Here is a 21,071-nt window from a genome sequence, read left to right on the forward strand (position 1 = left end):
GGCTAGCGCGGCAGGCAAAGCGGCCTGTCGGACCCGGCCTGGATGAAGTTCACGATCTCCATCACCTCGGCATTGCCCTCGAAGCGTTCCTTGACGGCCGCGACACGATCGCGAAGCGCGCCTTCGGGCGCAAAGATCTGGCCATAGGCATCGCGCAGCGAGCTGATCTGCTCGCGCGTAAAGCCGCGCCGTTTCAGGCCGACGAGATTGAGCCCCATGAGATGTGCGCGATTGCCGACGACGAGGCCGAAAGGAATGATGTCGCTCTCGACCGCGCTCGCGCCGCCGACAAAGGCATGCCGCCCGATGCGAACGAACTGATGAACGGCGGAGCCGCCGCCGAAGATCACGAAGTCCTCGACGTGGCAATGTCCGGCGAGCAGAGTCGCATTGGAAAAGATGACATGGTCGCCGATCTGACAGTCATGCCCTACATGCGCGCTCGCTAGGAAGGTGCAATGGCTGCCGACGCGGGTCACCATGCCGCCGCCTTCCGTGCCCATGTTCATGGTCACATATTCGCGGATGAGATTGTCGCTGCCGATTTCGAGCGTGCTCGGCTCGCCGCGATATTTGAGGTCCTGCGGCGGCTGGCCGATCGACGCGAAGGGATAGACCTCGTTGCGCGGCCCCATCGTCGTCCGCCCCGCGATCACGACATGGGAATGCAGCGTGACATTGTCGCCAAGCTTCACATCCGGCCCCACGATGCTGTAGGGGCCGATCTTCACGCCCGAGCCGAGTTCCGCCTTCGGATCGACGATGGCTGTCGGATGAATATCCGTCATGCCTTGTCCGCCTGGTCGACGATCATCGCGCTGAAATCGGCTTCGGCCGCAAGCAGGCCATCGACCTTCGCCTCGCCATTGAACTTCCAGACCGGGCCCCGGTTGTGAATCCGCGTGACATGAACCTTCAGCACGTCGCCCGGCAGGACCGGCTTGCGGAACCGCGCCCGGTCGATCGTCATGAAATAGACGATCTTGCCCGCCGCCTTGTCGCCAAGGCTGCTCAGCACGAGCGCGCCCGCCGTCTGCGCCATCGCCTCGACGATGAGCACGCCGGGCATCACCGGATGCCCCGGGAAGTGCCCCTGAAAGAACGGTTCGTTGACGGACACATTCTTGATGCCGATAGCCGACTCGCTCCCGCGCATCTCGACGATCCGGTCGATCATCAGCATCGGGTAGCGATGCGGGAGAAGCTCCATCACCCGCTTGATGTCCGCGCTGCCAAGCTTTTCCGCCGCTTCAGCCTCATTCATCCTGTAGCCCTCTCTCGTGCGGCCGCCGCCGCATGTCTCCCTCTCGCCTCACTCGGAGGCCGGACCCTCGCCCGGCTTCCGCCGCTTCCCGAGGTTCTTCACCGCGGCAAGCTCGCGCTGCCATTCGCGCACCGGCCGCGCAGGCACGCCGCCATATTTCTGGCCCGGCGGCACATCGTGAATGACGGCGCTCCGTGCTGCAATCTGGGCGCCGGAATTGATGGTCAGGTGTCCGGTCACGCCAACCTGCGCCGCAAGCACGACGAAATCGCCGAGTTTCGCGCTGCCGGACACGCCGGTCTGGGCCACCACTATGCATCCCCGGCCCGTGGAAACGTTGTGGCCGATCTGAACGAGATTATCAATCTTGGTTCCCTCGCCGATCACCGTGTCGGGCCCTGCCCCGCGATCGACGGTCGAATTGGCGCCGATCTCGACATCGTCCTGAATGATCACACGGCCGAGCTGCGGGACCTTTTCGTGGCGTGGGAGTCCCATGGCAAAACCGAAGCCGTCCTGCCCGATCGCCACCCCGGGGTGCAGGATCACGCGATCCCCGAGATGGGCATGGCTGATCGTGACATTCGGCCCGATGAAGCAGTTGCGGCCTATCGTGCAGCCTTTCCCGATGGCGGCATTGGCGCCGATGACGCTTCCCGCCCCCACTTCCGCCTCTGCGCCGATCACCGCGCCGGGCTCGACCGTGACGCCCGCGCCGAGCTTCGCCGTCGGATGCACGACGGAGCGGGGATGGATCGTCCCCGGCTCTCCGAAGGTGTCGCTGCCGCGCGCCTCATCCGGATAGAAAAGCTGGCTTGCGCGCGCATAGGCGCGATAGGGCTCATTCGCGAGGAGAAGCGCGACGCCCGCAGGCGCGCGCGCCGCAAACCGCGGATGGACGAGGCAGGCCCCGGCCGCTGTGGCGGCGAAGGCTTCCGCATATTTGGGATTATCGAGAAAGCTCAGATGGCCGGGTCCGGCACTGTCTAGCGGCGCCACGTCGTCGAGACGAAGCGACGCATCGGCGCCATCGGCAATCTCGGCTCCCACGCGCTCGGCTATTTCACCGAGCGTGAAGGGGCCCTGATTATTGAAGAAGCGAGAGTCCGCCATTGTCGCCGCCGCGTGCCGGCCACGCGCGCGACCGGCCCGCCTCTCCTTTCCTCACTGAGCGCCCTTTTGCCCCTTTGCCACCTCGGAGAGCGGCACAGGCTTCACGCTGATGGTGGTCAGCTTCGCATCGAGTTCCTTCAGCACTTCGGCCGTCACGTCGAGATCGACACCGCCGGCGAGCACGACCGACTGATCGAGAAGAATGGTCGCGTTATTCTTCTTCATGATCTCGGCGAAGATGGGGCGGATCGCCGCCTCGATCTCGGAGCGGGCCTTGTTCGCGCCGAGCTGAAGCTCCTGCCCCTTCTGGCGCATCTTGCGCTGATGGTCGGCTTCCTTCTTCTGCAGCGCCTCATACTTCTTCTGCAGATCCTCGGGCTTCAGCAGGGCGCGCTGCTCGGTCAGCTTCTTCGCTTCCGCCTCGATCGCATCCTGGCCCTTCTTGTCCTCGGCCTGGAGCTTCTTGGCGAGGTCCTGCAACTGCTCGCGAACGCTCACGCCGACCTTGGCCTGCGCGAAGACCTGCTCCGTGTTGACGATGAGGATCACCGCCGGAGTTGCCGCCTTGGCGGCGGGAGCCGCAGCCAGAGAAATGAAGGAGGCGAATGCGAGTGCCGCGATGGTACGCGCGACGTAACGATAGGACTTCATGACAGGGCTATCCTTTTCAAGCTCAGAACTGTGTGCCGGCGCTGAAGCGGAAGAGCTCGCGCTGGTCGTAGGGTTCGTCGACGAGAACTTTCGCGAAATCGAGACGAACGGGACCGAAAGGCGATTTCCAGTTGACGCTCAGGCCGGCCGATACGCGCGGCGCGAACTTGTCCTGGATCGTCGGAACGGCGGGCTCGTCCGCCATGCCGATATAGCCGAAGTCCGAGAACAGGCTCGTCGTGATGCCGAGCGCTTCGGGCAGGCCGTTCGGGAAGCTCACCTCCGCCGTACCGAAGGCATAGGCTTCGGCGCCCACAGCGTCATTGTTGGACGTGCCCGTATCGCGCGGACCGATGCCGCCCGACTTGAAGCCGCGGAAGTCGGCGCCACCCTTGAAGAAGCGGTCGTTCAGCTTCACGCGCTCGCCGAGCCCCTTGATGTAGCCGAGATCGGCGCGCAGGGTGAGCGTGTAGCCCTCTGCCAGATTGTAATAGTTGTGGGCGAGGATCTGGCTCGACAGATAGTGAACCGTGCCGCCAAGCCCGGCGAAATCCTGGCTGAACAGGAAGTCCCAGCCGGATTTGGGCGTCACCGGGTCGTCGCGATAGTCGATGTAGTAGTCATAGCCCACGACGGAGCGCGTCTGCTCGCCCAGCGCGGCCTTGATCGCCGCCGACACGTTGGGGTCGGAGACATTGACGTTGAAGATTTCCTCGCGCCGGAGCTGGTAGCGCGTCAGCAACCGGCTCTTGTCGGTGAGCGGGAAGCCGAAGCGAAGACCGAAGCCGCGGGTGCGGGCGTCGAACGACGCCTGATCCTGGTAGTTCGTCTCGCTTCCGAAGAGGTCGAAGCCACCCACCAGATCGCGATCGAGGAAATAGGGGTCCGTATAGTGGAACTCGATGAGCTGCTGACGCTTCGACACCGAAAGGCTCGTGCCGAGCTGAAGCCCGCGGCCGAGGAAGTTCCGCTCGCTGAGCCCGATACCCGCAATCGCGCTGTCGAGCGAGGAGAAGCCGAAGCTCAGGGAGAGCGAGCCGGTGGACTGCTCCTGCACCGCGACGTTGACCACCGTCTTGTCGGGCGCGCTGCCCGGCTCCTGCGTCACGTCCACCTTGGCGAAATACTGCAGCCCACGAATATTCTTCTCGGACTTGTCCAGCAGAACCTTGTTGAAGGCATCGCCCTCGACAAGCTTCATCTGCCGGCGAATGACCCGGTCGAGGGTGCGCACGTTGCCGCTGATATTGATGCGTTCCACATAGACGCGCGGCCCCTCGGTGATCGCATAGGTGATGTCGACGAGCCGCTTCTTGCGGTCGCGATGAACGCGCGGGCGCACTTCGGCGAAGGCGTAACCGCGCGAGCCGGCCGCGAAGGTCAGCGCGTCGACCGACTTGTCGATCAGGGTCGCGTTGTATGTGTCGCCGGGCTTGGTCTGGAGCAGTTCCTGCAGCTCGTCCTTGTTGAGCTTTTCCAGATTGGTCTTGATGTCGACCTTGCCGATTGTATAGACCTCGCCCTCTTCAACCGTGAAGGTGATGTGGAAGGCGGCGTCATCGCGCGTCAGGTCGGCGACCGCGGACACGACGCGGAAGTCGGCATATCCCTTGGAGAGATAGAAGCGGCGCAGCAACTCGCGGTCATAGGTCAGGCGATCGGGGTCGTAACTGTCCGAGGACGACAGGAACTTCCACCAGGCCGATTCACTCGTCGAGATGACCTCGCGCAGCTCGCCATCGCTGAAACTCTTGTTACCGAGGAAGTCGATGGAGGCGATCTTCGTCTTCGGGCCCTCATTGATCTCGAAGACGAGATCGACGCGGTTCTGCGGCAGGCGAATGACCTTGGGCTCGACGGTTGCCGCGAAGCGGCCGCCGCGGCGATAGAGTTCGACGATGCGGCTGACATCCGCCTGCACCTTGGCGCGCGTGTAGATGGTACGCGGCTTCAGCTGAACTTCGTTGTTGAGGTCTTCTTCCTTGACCGCATGGATGCCTTCATAGGCCACGCGATTGATGATCGGGTTCTCGACAACGGAAACGATCAGCCTGTCGCCTTCGCGGCGCATGCTGACATCGGCAAAGAGGCCGGTCTTGAAGAGGCTCTTCAGCGAGGCGTCCACCACGGCCGGATCGTAAGCCTGCCCCTCGCGGAAGGACATGTAGGAGAGCACGGTCTCGCGCTCGATGCGCTGATTGCCCTCGACCACGATCTCGCGAATGACCGGTCCCTGCGCGGCCTGCTCGGCCGCCGCGGCGCTGCTCACGCTCCATGCACCGCCGTCTGCGGGCGCCTGCAATGTCAGAACGCAAAATCCAAGGAACAGCGCGGCAATGCCATTAAACCCCGCCCCTCTGGTCATCTTACCGGCCAGTCGCCCCATCCCCTACCTACCTCGATCGCGCGAGCCCTGACCGGGTCCCGCATTGTGTTTTCGTCTTACCCTTCCGCGCTTGGCAGGCAGGGATCAGCTGAACAGATGAACCAAGTCGTTCCAGGTCGCAAAAACCATCAACATCATCACGAGCGCCAGACCGATGCGGAAGCCGTATTCCTGTGCCTGGTCGCCCATCGGGCGGCCCCTCACCGCCTCGACCGCATAATATAGCAGGTGCCCGCCATCAAGCATCGGAACCGGAAACAGGTTCAGAAGGCCGATACTGACGGAGAGAACCGCCGTCAGGCTGATGAGCGCACCAAATCCGATGGCAGCAACTTGCCCTGAAACCTGGGCGATCCGCAATGGGCCGCCCAACTGTCCCGCATCCTCGCGGCCGGCAAAAATGCCGCCGATATAGTCCATCGTGCGGGCGACGATGAACCATGTTTCCTTGGCGCCGAGCCAGACACTGGTCAGCGGATCGGACTTCACGACCCGGAAGTTGCCTTCCTTCACATCGCGCTGGATGCCGAGAAGGCCGATGCGGTGCACATTGCCGAAGCGGTCCTTCATTTCCTCGAGGCGCGGCGTCGCATTGAGGGAGCGGGTTTCGCCATCGGCGCGCTTGACGAGGAAAGTCAGCGCCTGGCCGGCGCTCGCACTGACGATGCGCTGCATCTCCTCGAAGCTCTCGATTTCGGTTCCGTCGATCGCCAGCACGAGATCGCCGGGCTTGAAGCCGGCCTCGGCGGCGGCGCTGTCGGGCTGCACGCCATCGACGACGGGCGTTGCGACCGTCTGGCCCGCGAAGGTGAAGAGGCCCGCGAACAGCAGGATGGCCAGAACGAAATTGGCGAACGGCCCCGCCGCCACCACGGCGGCGCGCTGATGCAGCGGCTTGAAGTGGAACAGGCCGCCGCGCTCCTCCGGCGGGATTTCGGCGAGGCGGCGGCGGTCGGGGGTGCTGGCGGCCGATTCATCACCGACGAATTTCACGTAACCGCCAAGCGGTATCCAGCTCACCTTCCAGCGCGTGCCGTGACGGTCGTTCCAGCCGACGATCTCGCGCCCGAACCCGATGGAGAAGGTTTCAACCTTCACGCCGCAGAGCCGCGCCACCAGAAAGTGGCCAAGCTCATGAAAGAAGACCACGATGGTGAGGACGAACAGGAACGGTATCAGGTAGCCGCCGAGCGACTCGCCGAAATTGCCGATCCCTGCCAATAGGTGCATTACGCTCAAATTCCGCTCTCAAACCATGCAGGTCCGGGTTCGACCTGTTGCCGAACGATCACCGGCTTCCGCAAAACGCTTCCCCCTCGCGTGACCTGCAAACGGCCCGCGTATGTGCCAAAGACTACGTCAGCGGGCAACTAAATGCACCACTTCCTCAGCCTGAATCCTGGCCAATCGGTCGATTTCGTAAATATCGTCGAGGCTCGCCGGTCCGGCCGTCCGCGCCGCAAGCCCGGACGTTACCTTTTCCACGGTCGCGGCAATGTCGAGGAAGCCGATATGCCCGGCGAGGAAGGCGGCGACCGCGATCTCGTTGGCGGCATTGAGAATCGTCGGGGCGGCCCCCCCTGCCCGTAGCGCCTCGCGGGCAAGCCGCAATGCCGGAAACCGCTCGGGGTCCGGGGCCTCGAAGCTCAATTTACCAATTTCGGCGAAGTCGAGCCTTGGCGCCGGCGTCACCATGCGGTGGGGCCAGGCCAGCGTATAGGAGATGGGCGTGCGCATGTCGGGCATGCCGAGCTGCGCCAGCACCGAGCCGTCCATATAGGCGACCATGCTGTGGACGATCGATTCCGGGTGGATGACGATCTCCAGCCGCTCCTCACCGACGGGGAAGAGATAATGGGCCTCGATGAGTTCGAGGCCCTTGTTCATCAGCGTGGCGGAATCGACCGAGATCTTGGCGCCCATGCTCCAGCGCGGATGGGCAACCGCCTGCTCCCGCGTCGCGCCCGCCATTTCCTCGCGCGTCCACGTGCGGAAGGGCCCGCCCGAAGCCGTGAGGATGATCCTGTCGACGGCGTGGAGCCGGTCGGCCTCAAGCACCTGAAAGATCGCATTGTGCTCAGAATCGACCGGCAGCAGCGTTGCGCCCGATTTCGCGACCTCGGTAAGGAAGATCGCTCCGGCCGAAACGAGGCATTCCTTGTTTGCCAGCGCGACCGCCGCGCCGCGGCGGACGGCGGCGAGCGTCGGCGCTAGGCCAGCGGCGCCGACAATGCCCGCCATCACCCAGTCGGCCGGGCGGAGCGCCGCCTCGATGACTGCGTCGCGGCCCGCGCCCGCCTCGATGCCCGTCCCTTCGAGCCCGGCCTTGAGGTCCGGATAGAGGGTCGCATCGCCGATCACCGCAAATTGCGGATGCAGACGGCGCGCCTGTTCGATCAGTGCACCGACATTCCTGTTCGCAACGAGCGCGACGAGATCGAAGCGCTCCCGCTCCCTCTCGATCAGGTCGAGCGTCGAGCAGCCGATGGAGCCAGTCGATCCGAGCACGGTGACGCTGCGTCGCGCTTCGCCCGCGTTGCGGCCGGCCTTGCGAAGTTCCGCCGTCAGAACCAAATCAGTACTCCCGCGCCCGCACTTGTGCCGCCATGAAGGAGCGACAGCAGGGCAGCCCCCGTGGCCACCGCGACCAGGCCGTCGACCCGGTCGAGAATGCCTCCATGCCCGGGGATGAGCTTACCCGAATCCTTCACGCCCGCGCGCCGTTTCAGTGCGGATTCGCCAAAATCTCCTGCCTGTTCGATCGCCGCGAAGGGCAGACCGAGCAGCGCCAGCACAATGGCCGTGCCTGTGCCGAGGTCGAGCAGATAGGCGCTCGCCGCGCCCACCATGGCGGCGCCCACCATGCCGCCGATGAGCCCCGCCCAGGTCTTCTTGGGCGACAGGCGCGGCCAGATCTTCGGCCCGCCAATGGTCCTGCCCGTGAAATAGGCAAATGTGTCGATCGCCCAGACCGTGCCCAGAAGCCAGAAGATCACCCCCCGCCCGAGGTTCGGGTCCGAGCGGAGCCAGACAATGGAGATGACGGGGATGACCAGATAGGGATAGGCGAGGAAGGCGGCCCAAAGCGGCTCGCCGCGCCATAGCCTGATCGCAAGCGAGAGACAAAGCCCGGCCGCGCCCACGATCAGGGCGACGCCAGCGAGGTCGGCGGCGGTCAGAGCAACGGCGGCAACCGCGCAGATGGCGAGGCAGATGCTCTCGCGGCGCTGGCCACCCGGCAGGAGCCAGGACAATTCGACCGCCATGGCGATGCTCGCCGCGCCGATCAGCGCCGCGAAGGGCCAGCCTCCGATCCAGGCGATGGCAAGGGCCAGCGGCGCGAGAACGATGGCGGAGAGGACCCTCGTTCCGAGGTCGCTCGATTTTGCCTGAGATGCGGGCTCGGCCATGACTACGACCCGGCGCTTCCGACAGCGCCGAAGCGGCGCTCCCGGAGATTGAATTCCATCACCGCTTCCCTCAGCCGATCCGGCGTGAAGTCGGGCCAGAACACATCGGTAAAGACGAGTTCCGAATAGGCGCTCTGCCAGATGAGGAAGTTCGAGAGGCGCTTTTCGCCGCTCGTGCGGATGACGAGATCGGGGTCGGGCACGCCCGCCGTGTCGAGATGGGCAGAGATCGTCTCCTGCGTGATCGTCGCGGGGTCGATATGGCCGGCCTTCACCTCACCCGCGATCCGGCGCATCGCCGCCACGATCTCGTTTTGCCCGCCATAGTTAAACGCGATTATGAGGTTCAGCCTGTCATTATCGCGCGTAAGCGCTTCAGCCTCCTCGATAAGCGCGACGATATCCGGCTCCAGATGATCGCGCTCGCCGATGATGCGGACATGAACCCCGTTCTGATGAAGCTCCGCCAAGTCCCTGCGGATAAAGAGGCGAAGGAGGCCCATGAGGTCGCTGACCTCCTCGGCCGGGCGCTTCCAGTTCTCGGAGCTGAAGCCATAAAGGGTCAGGTATTCGATGCCCATCTCACCGGCGGCGCGCACGATGACGCGAACCGCCTCGACGCCCTGCCGGTGCCCGATCTTGCGCGGAAGATGGCGCTGCGCCGCCCATCGACCATTGCCGTCCATGATGATGGCGACATGCCGAGGCACTTCCATGGCCTTCATTTCGCTTGCCGGCTGGTCGGAAGTTCGTTTCACCTGGTCAGGCTTTCCAACGACATTTCATATGGTTAGCGACGCCTGTTCATGCACTGAGAAAGCTCTGCCTCACACCTGCATGATTTCGGCTTCTTTGTGGGCCAGCGCCGCGTCGACCTCGGCGATGATCTTGTCCGTCAGCTTCTGGACCTTGTCCGTGCCGGCCTTGTGATCGTCCTGCCCCATATGGCCGTCCTTCTCCAGACGCTTCAGCTCGTCCATGGCGTCGCGGCGGACGTTGCGGATGGCGACACGCGCCTGCTCGGTATATTTGGCGGCGATCTTGGCAAGCTCGGTCCGGCGCTCCTGATTGAGCTCCGGGATCGGGAGGCGGATGAGCGTGCCATCCACGACCGGGTTGAGGCCGAGGCCGGAATTCCTGATCGCCTTGTCCACCGCCGAGACCATGCCCTTGTCCCAGACCTGGATGGTGAGCATGCGGGGCTCGGGGACGCCGACGGTGCCGACCTGCGTCAGAGGCATCGTCTGGCCGTAGGCCTCGACCGTGATGGGATCGAGAAGCCCGGCCGAGGCGCGGCCGGTGCGCAGGCCAGAAAATTCCTGCTTCAGGGACTGGAGCGCGCCACGCATGCGCCGCTCAACATCGGCAATATCGAGAGTCTTCTGTTCAGCCATCTTATCCTTCCGGGCTTTTGTTGATGTTCCGGTTCAAGCTGCGTCGCCGATGATAGTGCAGCGGCCCGCGCCTGTCAGAACGTTCACGAAACCGCCATCGTCGTGGATCGAGAAGACGATGATGGGGATGTCGTTTTCTCGCGCCAGCGCGACGGCGGAGGTATCCATCACCTGCAAGTCCTTGGTGAGGACATCCATGTAAGTGAGCCTTTCATAACGCTCGGCATCCTTCACCTTGTGCGGATCGGCGGAATAGACGCCATCGACCTGCGTCCCCTTCAGAAGGGCGTTGCACCCCATCTCGGTGGCGCGGAGCGCGGCGGCCGTGTCCGTCGTGAAGAAGGGGTTCCCCGTCCCCGCGGCGAAGATGACCACCCGCCCCTTTTCCATGTGTCGCACGGCACGGCGGCGAATATATGGCTCGCAGACGGTCATCATCGGAATGGCGGAGAGAACCCGCGTCGGCACGCCGAGGCGCTCCAGCGAATTCTGCATGGCGAGCGCGTTCATGACGGTGGCGAGCATGCCCATATAGTCGGCGCTGGCGCGCTCCATGCCCTTAGCCGCGCCCGAAAGCCCGCGAAAGATGTTGCCCCCGCCGATCACGAGGCAGACCTCGGCGCCTATGTCCGTCGCCTGCTTGATCTCGCGGGCGATGCGATCGACCGTCTCGACGTCGATGCCGTATTGCTGCCCGCCCATGAGGGCCTCGCCCGAGACCTTGAGGAGAACGCGCTTGTAGACTGGCTTTCGGGACATGCAGGGGCGCTTCCGATGGACAGGTGGGACATGCGGGGCTGTTACCCCCGTGACCGGCCCCGATGCCCCGGCGGGCGAATCCAGACCGGCCTCCATGACAATAGCGCCCCCAGCGCCGTTCGGCGAAGGGGGCGCATGTCAGATTCCGGAAAGATCAGCCGCGAGCCGCTGCGGCCACTTCGGCGGCGAAGTCCGTCTCGGCCTTCTCGATGCCCTCGCCAAGGGCGAAGCGGACGAAGCCGACAACCTGGATCGGCGCGCCGACACCGGCTTCGGCATTCTTGACGGCCTTTTCGACGGTGTTGTCTGGATCGACCACGAAGACCTGGGAGAGAAGAACGACTTCCTCGTAGAACTTGCGGATGCGGCCCTCGACCATCTTCTCGATGATGTTGTCGGGGCGGCCCGATTCCTTCGCCTCGGCGATGAGAACGTTGCGCTCGCGCTCGACCACGGCCGGGTCAAGCTCCTCGCGGCGGGTGGCAAGCGGGCTCGTCGCGGCGATGTGCATGGCGATCTGCCTGCCGAGCTCGGCGAGCTTCGCCTTGTCGCCGGCGGATTCGAGACCGACCAGCACGCCGATCTTGCCGAGGCCCGGCACGACCTGATTGTGCATATAGGCGGCGACGACGCCCTGCGAGACGCTCATGGAGGCGACGCGGCGGACATTCATGTTCTCGCCGATGGTGCCGACCTGCTCGGTGACGTAATCCTTCACCGATTTCGAGGCGCCCGGATAGGTCGTGGCGAGCAGCTTGTCGAGATCGCCATCCACGCCAAGCGCGACCTGAGCGATGTCGGAGACCATCTTCTGGAACTGATCGTTGCGGGCGACGAAGTCCGTCTCGGAATTGACCTCGACCAGCGCGCCGCGCGTACCGTCGGCGACGACGCCCACGAGTCCCTCGGCCGCCACACGGCCCGACTTCTTGGCGGCCTTGGCCAGACCCTTGGTCCGCAGCCAGTCGATCGCGGCTTCCATGTCGCCCTTCGTCTCATTCAGGGCCGACTTGCAATCCATCATGCCCGCGCCGGTCTTCTCGCGGAGCTCCTTCACCATGCCTGCGGTGATCTCAGCCATTCCCTTATCCTCTCAAGCTTAAAATGCGTACGCTCCGGCAACGCCCGAGGGTGCTGCCGGAGCCGAAATCGTCACGCAGGCGACCGGGCCGTTCAGCCCGCCGCCACTTCGCCTTCGGCCGGGATGTCGGCAGCCGGTTCGACTTCCGCACCAAGGTCCATGCCCGAGGCGATATGGCTCTGCGAGATGCCGTCGATGACCGCGCGGGAGACGAGGTCGCAATAAAGCGCGATCGCGCGGGCGGCGTCGTCATTGCCCGGCACCGGATAGGCGATGCCATCGGGGTTCGAGTTCGAGTCGAGGATGGCTATGACCGGGATGCCGAGCTTGCGCGCTTCCTCGATCGCGATCGTTTCCTTGTTGGTGTCGATCACGAACATGATGTCCGGCAGGCCGCCCATGTCCTTGATACCGCCAATCGCGCGCTCGAGCTTCTCGCGCTCGCGGCTGAGGTTCAGGAGTTCCTTCTTGGTGAGGCCGCGCGTCTCGCCCGCCAGCATCTCGTCGAGCTGACGAAGGCGGCGGATCGAGTTCGAGATCGTCTTCCAGTTGGTCAGCGTGCCGCCGAGCCAGCGATGGTTGATATAGTACTGGGCGCACTGGCGGGCAGCGGTGGCCACGGGCTCGGAGGCCTGGCGCTTCGTGCCGACGAAGAGGACGCGGCCGCCGGCGGCGATCACGTCGCGCACGGCGACGAGAGCCTGATGAAGCAGCGGCACGGTCTGCGCCAGGTCGATGATGTGGATGTTGTTACGGTCGCCGAAGAGGAACGGGGCCATCTTCGGGTTCCAGCGGTGGGTCTGGTGGCCGAAGTGAACGCCGGCTTCCAGCAACTGACGCATAGAGAATTCAGGGAGTGCCATGACACTCTTGCTCCTTTTCCGGTTGGACCTCCGCGGGGGAAAGAACGGCCGGAAACCGGCCGCACCGGACCGACGAACCCTATGTTGCCCTCGAAACACGCCCCTTGAGGGGCAGCACCGAGCGGCGTGGGATCGCCGAACCCCGCGTGTGGAATGGCGCGGGTATAGGGGGAATCGATGAAATTGGCAAGGGTCGCAGGGTCTTAGGCGCCGAAAAACGTGCCTCGCAAGGGAGGCCGCCTAGATATCCTGCACCTCGATGACCCCCGTCACCGACTTGATCGCGCCCCGGATCTGCGGCGTGACCTTGTAGCCGCCGGGGAGCTTCAGTTCGACCTCGCGCCCGCCCTCGCCCATGAGCACCAGCGAGACGAGGCCCCGGCCCCTTTCGGAAAGGCGGGATTTCAGCGCCGCCAGGGGCTCCTCCGCATCGACGAAGATCTTCATGCCAGCCGCCGCGTTCGCCACCACCTCGTCGACCGAACGGATGGACTGGGCGCGCAGCTTCACCTCGTCGTTCGAGCGGTCGATCTCGACCGAGACGACGACCGATCTGCCGGACTCCATCAGGTCGCGCGACTGGCCGAGCACTTCCGAGAAGACGACGATCTCGAACTGGCCGCTCGGGTCCGAGAGGCTGAGGAAGGCGAAGGGATTGCCCTTCTTCGACTTGCGCTCCTGCTTCGCGGTGACCGTGCCCGCCACAAGCTCGGCCTGGTTGCCGCGCGCGATCAGCTCCGCATAGGTAACGACATTCGAACGGCGCAGCGCCGTCTGGTAGTCGTCGAGCGGGTGGCCGGAAAGGTAGAAGCCGATTGCGTTGAACTCCTCGTTGAGGCGCTCGATCGGCGTCCAGGCATCGACATTGGGAAGCGCGGGATTTGCGACCCTGGCCCCTGTCGCCTCGCCGAAAAGATTGTTCTGCCGGGACTCGCGCTCCTCCGCCGCCGCGCTCGCCGTTCCGAGCACGAGATCGACGGCCGCCAGCACTTGCGCGCGATTGGGGTTCAGGCAATCGAAGGCCCCTGCCCGCGCGAGGTTTTCATAGGCGCGCTTGTTGATGAAACGGGGATTGATGCGGCGGGCAAAATCGAAGAGGTCGCGGAAAGGCCCGCCCTCCTCACGCACCTCGACGAGATGGTCCATCGCCTGCCGGCCGACATTCTTGATGGCGGAGAGCGCATAGATGATGTCGCCATCCTTCACCGCGAAGACGCTTTCGGACTCGTTCACGCTTGGCGGCCTGATCCTGATGCCGAGCCGCTGCGCGTCCTGCTTGAAGATGTTGAGCTTGTCGGTATTGCCGAGATCGAGGCTCATCGAGGCGGCGAGGAACTCGACCGGATGGTTCGCCTTGAGCCATGCCGTCTGATAGGCGACGAGCGCATAGGCGGCGGCGTGCGACTTGTTGAACCCGTAGCCCGCGAACTTGTCCACCAGCTCGAAGATGTTGGAGGCCTGCGTCTTGTCGATTCCCTTGGCGACGGCGCCGGTAACGAAGCGCTCTTTCTGCGCGTCCATTTCCGACTTGATCTTCTTGCCCATGGCGCGGCGCAGAAGATCGGCTTCGCCGAGCGAATAGCCGGAGAGGATCTGCGCGATCTGCATCACCTGCTCCTGGTAGATGATGACGCCGTTCGTCTCCTTCAGCACGGGCTCCAGCAGCGGGTGGAGATAGTCCGGCGCCTCGCGCCCCTGCTTGCAGTTGATGTATTTCGGGATGTTGTCCATCGGGCCGGGGCGATAGAGCGCCACGAGCGCGATGATGTCCTCGAAGCGGTCTGCATTGAGCTTGCGGAGCACGTCGCGCATGCCCGAGCTTTCAAGCTGGAACACGCCGACCGTCTCGCCGCGCCCGAGCATCTCGTAGGTCTTCTGATCATCGAGCGGCAGGTGGAGCAGATCGATCCCGATCCCGCGCCGCGCGACGAGCTTCACCGCCTGATCGAGCACGGTGAGCGTCTTGAGTCCGAGAAAGTCGAATTTGACGAGGCCGGCGGGCTCCACCCACTTCATGTTGAATTGCGTGACCGGCATGTCGGAACGCGGATCGCGATAGAGCGGCACAAGCTCGTCGAGCGGCCGGTCGCCGATGACCACGCCCGCCGCATGGGTCGAGGCATGGCGATAGAGCCCTTCGAGGCTCTGGCCGATCTCGAGCAGCTTCGCCACCGCTTCTTCGGCCCTCTGCGCCTCCTGCAGACGCGGCTCACCCCTGATCGCTTCGGCCAGCGTCACCGGGTTTGCGGGATTGTTCGGCACCAGCTTGCAGAGCCGGTCGACCTGCCCGTAGGGAAGCTGCAATACGCGCCCCACATCGCGCAGCACGGCGCGCGCCTGCAGCTTTCCGAAGGTGATGATCTGCGCCACCTGATCGTAGCCATAGCGCGCCTGGACATAGCGGATCACCTCGTCGCGCCGGTCCTGGCAGAAGTCGATGTCGAAGTCCGGCATCGAGACGCGCTCGGGATTGAGAAAGCGCTCGAACAGCAGACCGAAGCGCAGAGGGTCGAGATCGGTGATGGTCAGCGCCCAGGCGACCACGGAGCCCGCGCCCGAGCCACGGCCCGGCCCGACGGGAATGCCATGCGCCTTCGCCCATTTGATGAAGTCGGCAACGATGAGGAAGTAGCCCGGAAAGTCCATCTTGATGATGACGTCGAGCTCGAAACGCAACCGCGCGCGATATTCCTCCTCCGGGCAAACGGCCGCGACCTGCGCCAGCCGCGCGGTCAGCCCCTCCTCCGCCTGCCGCCGCAATTCTTCCGCCTCACCGTGGTCGACGCCGAATTTCGGCAGAATGGGCTTGCGCGTGCGCGGGCGGTAGGCACAGCGCCGCGCGATCTCGATCGTGTTCGCGATCGCCTCCGGCAGATCGTCGAACAGATCCGCCATCTCGGCCTGTGTCTTGAACCGGTGCTCGGGCGTCAGGCGCCGGCGGTTTCCCTGCGTGACATAGGCGCCCTCGGCGATGCAGATCATCGCGTCATGGGCCTCGAACTCGTCTTCCCGCGCGAAATAAGGCTCGTTCGTCGCCACCAGCGGCAGCTCATGGGCATAGGCCATGTCGATGAGGGCCGGCTCCGTCTGGCGCTCGACATCGAGATTGTGGCGCTGCAACTCGACATAGAGCCTGTCGCCGAAAATCGACTTCAGCCGGAGCAGAAGGTCTTCCGCGGCCGGCCGCTGCCCGGCCGCGAGCTTCCGGTTGACGATGCCCGCAGGGCCGCCCGTCAAACAGATCAGGCCCTCGTGATGCGCGGCCAGAAGATCGAGCGATATGTGAGGCGGTTCCCCCGCCTCGGGCCCCAGAAAGGCCCGGCTCGAAAGCCTCATCAGATTGCGATAGCCGGTCTCGTCCTTGGCAAGGAGTGCGAGCGTACCGGATATGTCGCGCCGCGGCCCCCTGCCCGGCTCGTCCTCATCCTCGATGATGAGGGGCAGCGTGCATCCGACGATGGGCTGGATGCCCGCTCCGGCCATCGTTTCGGAAAACTCCAGCGCGCCGAAAAGATTGCCCGTGTCGGTCAGGGCGACGGCCGGCATGCCGTCGGCCTTGCAGAGCTTGGCGATATCCTTGACGCGGATCGCGCCCTCCAGCAGCGAAAAGGCCGAATGGAGGCGCAGATGGACGAAACGGAGCATTGAGTCGGACATGCGTGACATTGTCTGGCCCCGCTTGCCCCCTGTCACCTGCCGCGATCAGGGAAGCGCCGAATAGTTGTGGACAAGGCCACGGCTCCGCATCGGCCGTGCGCCTCAGCTCTGGAGCAGCGACCGGGCGATCTCGGCCCAGGTTCCTGCGACCCAGACGAAAGCGCCGATCGACGCCAGCGCCGCCACATCCTTCAGCCAGGGATTTCTCCGCGCATCGGCTGCCTTCGCGACCAGTTCACTCATGACCCTCTCCGTTCATGGAATGTTCTGATCCGGATTGTTCCTGTTATGTTCCGATCTGTCAAGGGGGTCAGGATCGCGCGCGTCCGCTTCCAGCGGGCCGTCCGCAGCAGGCCAGCAGGGCTTCGGCAGCCTTGCTGAGTCGCCTTTCGCGGTGGCGCAGGGCGAGAAAGGGCCGCGCCGGCATGTCCACGTCGAGGCGGCGAAGCGTCCCCGCCTCGAGGCCGGGCGCCGCCACCAGATCGGAAAGTCCGGCAACGCCCGCCCCCGCCTCGACCGCCGCGCGGACGGCCTCGTTCGACGGCAATTCGAGCGCGATTTCCCGCGCATGGACGGGGAGCTTCATGGCCGTGAGCGCTGCCTCGACCTCCGAGCGTGTGCCGGAACCAGCCTCGCGCACGACCCAGGCCGCCCCGGCAAGCTCGGCAAGACTGACCCGCTTGCGCCGGGCGAGCGGATGCGCCGCGCCGACCACGAGCACGAGCCGGTCGGCGCCGACCTCGACGGAGGCGAGCGCGGGAATTTTCACCGCCCCCTCGACGAAGCCCAGATCGGCGCTGCCCTCGAGCACCGCGCGGGCGACCGTTTCCGTGTTTGCGGCAGCAAGGCGAACCTCGATGCGCGGATACGCCTCGCGAAAGCGCACGAGCTGCGCCGGAAGCCAGTAGCTCGCTATCGTCTGGCTCGCATGAACATTGAGCGTGCCGCGTCCGAGCGAGCCAAGCTCGCTCAGCATCAGCTCGGCTGCATGGGCCCGCGCCAGCACGCCGCGCGCTTCATCGAGAAAAAGCCGCCCTGCCGCCGTCAACTCGATATGCCGCCCCACGCGGTCGAAGAGTCTTGTGTCGTGCCGCGCCTCAAGCGCGGCGATCGCCGAACTCACTGCCGACTGGGTCAGGCCGAGCGCCCTCGCCGCGCGCGTCACATGCTCACGCTCCGCGACAGCGATGAAAATGCGCAACTGGTCAAGGGTCACGGCGGCGCTGGTCCTTGCGACGGGGATGGCGGGCAAGCATTACATGGCGACAGCCGCCATCGCCAGACCGAAGCCGGTAATGAAGAGCCAGGATGAAGCCCCGAGCGCCAGCGGCCTCATGCCCTTGGCCCTGAGCTTTGCGATGTCCGTCTCGAGCCCCATCGCCGCAAGCGCCATGGCGAGCATAAAAGTGGTGATCCCGGCGGCATCGGCCCGGACGGCCTCCGGAAGCGGCATCACGCTGTTGAGGCCGACCATCAGGAGAAAGCCGAGAGCGAACCAGGGCGCCGTCACTCGCCCGCTGCCCGGGACCTGCGCTCCGCCACGCCGCCAGAGCCAGGCGAGAAGGATCACCACGGGCGCAAGCATCAGAACGCGTGTGAGCTTGACCACGGTGCCGAAATGGCCGGCTGCCTCCCCCTCCGCGAATGCCGCCGCGACGACCTGCGCGATCTCGTGGATGGAGGCGCCCGCCCAGAGGCCATAGGCATGAGGTGCGAGATGCAGCCACGCATTGAGAAGCGGGAAAAGCAGCATCGACAGCGAGCCGAAGATCGTCACGCTCGCCACCGCATAGGCAACGTCCTCGTCTTCTGCATCGACCACGGCATTGGCGGCGACCACGGCCGAGGCCCCGCAGATCGAGGTGCCGGCGGCGATGAGCGCCGTCAGCGGCCGCGCGACGCCGAGGCGCCGGCCCGCCCATGTCGTGAAGACGAATGTCGCGCCGAGCGTCAGCGCCGTCAGCAATATGCCGGCAAGACCGACGCTCGCGATCTGGCTCGCCGTCAGTTGCAGGCCGAGCAGCACGATGGCAGCGCGCAGAACGCGCCGCAGCGCGAAGCCGACGCCCGGCTTCGCCGCCACAGGCGTGCCGATGAAATTATGGATGGCCGCGCCGAGCAGGATCGACAGGATGAGCGGGCTTAGGCCACCAAGCCCCGCGAAGCGGTGAAGTGCCATGGCGACGGCGGCAATCGCGGCCGTCAGCAGCAGGCCGGGGAGCATGCGCGCGCCCGAGACGCGGATGCCGGGCCGCGCTTCCGCCGCGCAGGCCGATCCCGTTTCATCCGCCGCTGGCGCGGCCGCATCGCTCGCAGGCATGACGATCTCCCTCGATCACCGATGGCGAGGAAGATGCGAGGACGACGACGCCGCGTCCAACGCATTGCGGCACTCGTTTCATTCGAGGGAATCGATCAATCGCGCGGCGCGAGACGTCAGTAGTGAGCGGCAACGTCCGCGCCTTCGAGGAGGCGCCCTTCATGCAGCAGCACGGCGCGGTCCATATGCGTGGCGAGATCGAGATTATGCGTCGCGATGAGAGCGGCGACGCCCTGCGTGCGGCAGACTTCCAGCAGCTCGTTGAACACCATGCGCGCGGTCCGCGGATCGAGATTGCCGGTCGGCTCGTCCGCAAGCAGAAGCCGCGGCCGGTTGGCGAGCGCGCGCGCAATCGCCACGCGCTGCTGTTCGCCACCCGAAAGCTCCGCGGGCCGGTGCGTCGCGCGGGCCGCAAGTCCCATCCGGTCAAGGAGATAAAGGGCGAACTCATCGGCCGCCTTGCGCGGCACGCCCGCGATCATCTGCGGCAGCACGACGTTTTCGAGCGCCGAGAACTCGGGCAGAAGATTGTGGAACTGATAGACGAAGCCCAGTTCGCGGCGGCGGACAGCGGTGCGCAGATTGTCTCTCAGCGGAATGCAATCCCGCCCAGAGATGAAGACCTGCCCCGCATCCGGCGCTTCGAGCAGCCCCGCAATGTGCAGCAGCGACGACTTGCCTGAGCCCGAAGGGCCGACCAGCGCCACGATCTCGCCCGCCCAGATGTCGAGCGCCGCATCCTCGAAGATGCGAAGCTCCTCATCGCCCTGCCGATAGATGCGCGTGATCCCGCGCAGGCTCAGCACCGGATATTCGCTCGCGCCGTCGCTCGCCATCACTCGTACCTCAACGCTTCGACGGGATCGAGCGACGCGCCGCGCCATGCCGGATAGAGCGTCGCGGCGAATGAGAGGAAGAGCGCCATGCCGACCACGGCGGCGACCTCGCCCGCCTGAATTTCAGCCGGCATGTGGCTCAGGAAATAGATCTCTGGCGAGAAAAGCTCGGTGCCCGAAAGCTCCGACAGCCACTTTCGCAGCGTCTCGATGTTGAGGCAGAAGAGCGTGCCGAGCAGGAAGCCCGCAATGGTGCCGACGACGCCGATCGAGGCGCCGGAGATGAAGAACACGCGCATGATCGCGCCGCGCGTCGAGCCCATGGTGCGCAGCACGGCGATGTCCCGGCCCTTGTCCTTCACCAGCATGATGAGGCCCGAGACGATGTTGAGCGCCGCGACAATGAGGATGAGCGTGAGGATGAGGAACATCACATTGCGCTCCACCTGCAAGGCGCTGAAGAAGGTCCTGTTCGTTTCTTCCCAGGTGATGACGTCGCAGCAGGGGCCGACCGTGTCGGCAACGGGCTTCACGAGCGCCTTCACGCGGTCGGGATTCTGCACCTTGATTTCGAGCGCGGTGACGCCGTCGCCCGTGCGGAAATATTGCTGCGCCTCCTCAAGCGGCATGAAGATGAAGCTCGCGTCGTATTCCGACATCCCGATCTCGAAGATCGCGGCGACGTTATAGGCCTTCACGCGGGGCGCGGTGCCGAAGGGCGTGATGGCGCCGCGCGGCGAGAGCAGCGTGACGCTGTCGCCGACCGAGAGGCCGAGATTCCTTGCGAGGCGTGCTCCTATGGCGACGCCCTCGCCTTTGTCGAAGCCGTCGAGCGAGCCGAGCAGAATGTGATCCGAGACGACCTTCAGCCGCCGCAGGTCCTTTTCGTGCAGGCCGCGCACCAGCGCGCCTTGTGCATTGCTGCGGCTCGAGGCCATGGCCTGCCCTTCGACCATCGGCGTCGCGCTGACGATGCCGTTGATCTTTTCGAGCCTGCTCGCGACGGCATCGAAATCCGTCACATAGCTCGTCACGCCGCGCACGAACATGTGCCCGTTGAGGCCGAGTATCTTGCCGAGAAGCTCGATGCGGAAACCGTTCATCACCGACATGACGATGATGAGCGTCGCAACGCCGAGCATGATGCCGGCGAAGGAGAAGCCGGCGATGACGGAGATGAAGCCCTCGCGGCGGCGCGCCCGCAGATAGCGCATGGCAAGGAGCCATTCAAAGGCCCCGAAGGGCAGGCTCCTGCCCCGGCCTCTGGGGGTGGTGTGAACGAAGCCTTGAGCTTCCATGTCCTCTTCCCGTCGTGCGCCCCGCCCGACTCGTTCTGC

General features: G+C 64.9%; 19 protein-coding genes. All 19 read right to left on the bottom strand.

Features of this window, described 5'->3' with window-relative positions; all coding sequences use genetic code 11:
* Positions 1-2: 2 nt before the first annotated feature.
* Positions 3-788, bottom strand: coding sequence for an acyl-ACP--UDP-N-acetylglucosamine O-acyltransferase (gene lpxA / locus PKA57_RS05940; RefSeq protein ID WP_324298493.1), 786 nt, complete (start codon positions 786-788; stop codon positions 3-5).
* A complete protein-coding gene (gene fabZ / locus PKA57_RS05945) occupies positions 785-1,264 on the bottom strand; it encodes a 3-hydroxyacyl-ACP dehydratase FabZ (protein WP_324298495.1) in 480 nt (159 codons plus the stop codon). The genes lpxA and fabZ overlap by 4 nt, the downstream gene beginning before the upstream one ends.
* A gap of 48 nt (positions 1,265-1,312) precedes the next feature.
* Entirely contained in the window at positions 1,313-2,377 is a 1,065-nt protein-coding gene (lpxD, locus tag PKA57_RS05950; protein WP_324298497.1) for a UDP-3-O-(3-hydroxymyristoyl)glucosamine N-acyltransferase, read from the bottom strand.
* Between the two features lie 51 nt (positions 2,378-2,428).
* Positions 2,429-3,028, bottom strand: a complete 600-nt coding sequence (locus PKA57_RS05955; RefSeq protein ID WP_324298499.1) for an OmpH family outer membrane protein — start codon at positions 3,026-3,028, stop codon at positions 2,429-2,431.
* A 22-nt stretch (positions 3,029-3,050) separates the two neighbouring features.
* Positions 3,051-5,297, bottom strand: coding sequence for an outer membrane protein assembly factor BamA (gene bamA, locus PKA57_RS05960; RefSeq protein ID WP_324298501.1), 2,247 nt, complete (start codon positions 5,295-5,297; stop codon positions 3,051-3,053).
* A 201-nt stretch (positions 5,298-5,498) separates the two neighbouring features.
* Complete coding sequence (rseP, locus tag PKA57_RS05965; protein WP_324298503.1) at positions 5,499-6,644, bottom strand: RIP metalloprotease RseP; 1,146 nt, start codon at positions 6,642-6,644, stop codon at positions 5,499-5,501.
* Positions 6,645-6,773: 129 nt separating this feature from the next.
* Positions 6,774-7,988, bottom strand: coding sequence for a 1-deoxy-D-xylulose-5-phosphate reductoisomerase (locus PKA57_RS05970; protein ID WP_324298505.1), 1,215 nt, complete (start codon positions 7,986-7,988; stop codon positions 6,774-6,776).
* A complete protein-coding gene (locus PKA57_RS05975; protein WP_324298507.1) occupies positions 7,979-8,824 on the bottom strand; it encodes a phosphatidate cytidylyltransferase in 846 nt (281 codons plus the stop codon). The genes PKA57_RS05970 and PKA57_RS05975 overlap by 10 nt, the downstream gene beginning before the upstream one ends.
* 2 nt (positions 8,825-8,826) lie before the next feature.
* Complete coding sequence (locus PKA57_RS05980; protein ID WP_324298509.1) at positions 8,827-9,582, bottom strand: isoprenyl transferase; 756 nt, start codon at positions 9,580-9,582, stop codon at positions 8,827-8,829.
* Between the two features lie 69 nt (positions 9,583-9,651).
* A complete protein-coding gene (gene frr / locus PKA57_RS05985) occupies positions 9,652-10,218 on the bottom strand; it encodes a ribosome recycling factor (protein WP_324298511.1) in 567 nt (188 codons plus the stop codon).
* 33 nt (positions 10,219-10,251) lie between these two features.
* Positions 10,252-10,977, bottom strand: coding sequence for a UMP kinase (gene pyrH / locus PKA57_RS05990; protein WP_324298513.1), 726 nt, complete (start codon positions 10,975-10,977; stop codon positions 10,252-10,254).
* Positions 10,978-11,131: 154 nt separating this feature from the next.
* Positions 11,132-12,058 carry a translation elongation factor Ts gene (tsf, locus tag PKA57_RS05995; RefSeq protein WP_324298515.1) on the bottom strand — a complete coding sequence of 309 codons (927 nt, stop codon included), beginning with the start codon at positions 12,056-12,058 and terminating at the stop codon, positions 11,132-11,134.
* 92 nt (positions 12,059-12,150) lie between these two features.
* Complete coding sequence (gene rpsB / locus PKA57_RS06000) at positions 12,151-12,921, bottom strand: 30S ribosomal protein S2 (RefSeq protein WP_324298517.1); 771 nt, start codon at positions 12,919-12,921, stop codon at positions 12,151-12,153.
* A gap of 240 nt (positions 12,922-13,161) precedes the next feature.
* Positions 13,162-16,578: a DNA polymerase III subunit alpha gene (dnaE, locus tag PKA57_RS06005; protein ID WP_324298519.1), complete on the bottom strand. Its 3,417-nt coding sequence runs from the start codon at positions 16,576-16,578 to the stop codon at positions 13,162-13,164.
* 102 nt (positions 16,579-16,680) lie between these two features.
* Positions 16,681-16,821 (bottom strand): hypothetical protein, encoded by a 141-nt coding sequence (locus PKA57_RS06010; RefSeq protein ID WP_324298521.1) that lies wholly within the window; start codon positions 16,819-16,821, stop codon positions 16,681-16,683.
* Positions 16,822-16,888: 67 nt separating this feature from the next.
* On the bottom strand, positions 16,889-17,794 hold the full coding sequence (locus PKA57_RS06015) for a LysR family transcriptional regulator (protein WP_324298523.1): 906 nt from the start codon (positions 17,792-17,794) through the stop codon (positions 16,889-16,891).
* Positions 17,795-17,833: 39 nt separating this feature from the next.
* The gene (locus PKA57_RS06020; protein ID WP_324298573.1) at positions 17,834-18,802 is read right to left on the bottom strand and encodes a putative sulfate exporter family transporter; all 969 of its coding nucleotides are present in this window, start codon (positions 18,800-18,802) and stop codon (positions 17,834-17,836) included.
* A gap of 212 nt (positions 18,803-19,014) precedes the next feature.
* Positions 19,015-19,734: an ABC transporter ATP-binding protein gene (locus PKA57_RS06025; RefSeq protein ID WP_324298525.1), complete on the bottom strand. Its 720-nt coding sequence runs from the start codon at positions 19,732-19,734 to the stop codon at positions 19,015-19,017.
* The gene (locus PKA57_RS06030; RefSeq protein ID WP_324298527.1) at positions 19,734-21,032 is read right to left on the bottom strand and encodes a lipoprotein-releasing ABC transporter permease subunit; all 1,299 of its coding nucleotides are present in this window, start codon (positions 21,030-21,032) and stop codon (positions 19,734-19,736) included. The genes PKA57_RS06025 and PKA57_RS06030 overlap by 1 nt, the downstream gene beginning before the upstream one ends.
* Positions 21,033-21,071: the final 39 nt, after the last annotated feature.

The sequence above is a fragment of the Parvibaculum sp. genome, from assembly GCF_035325945.1.
Taxonomy (GTDB): Bacteria; Pseudomonadota; Alphaproteobacteria; order Parvibaculales; family Parvibaculaceae; genus Parvibaculum.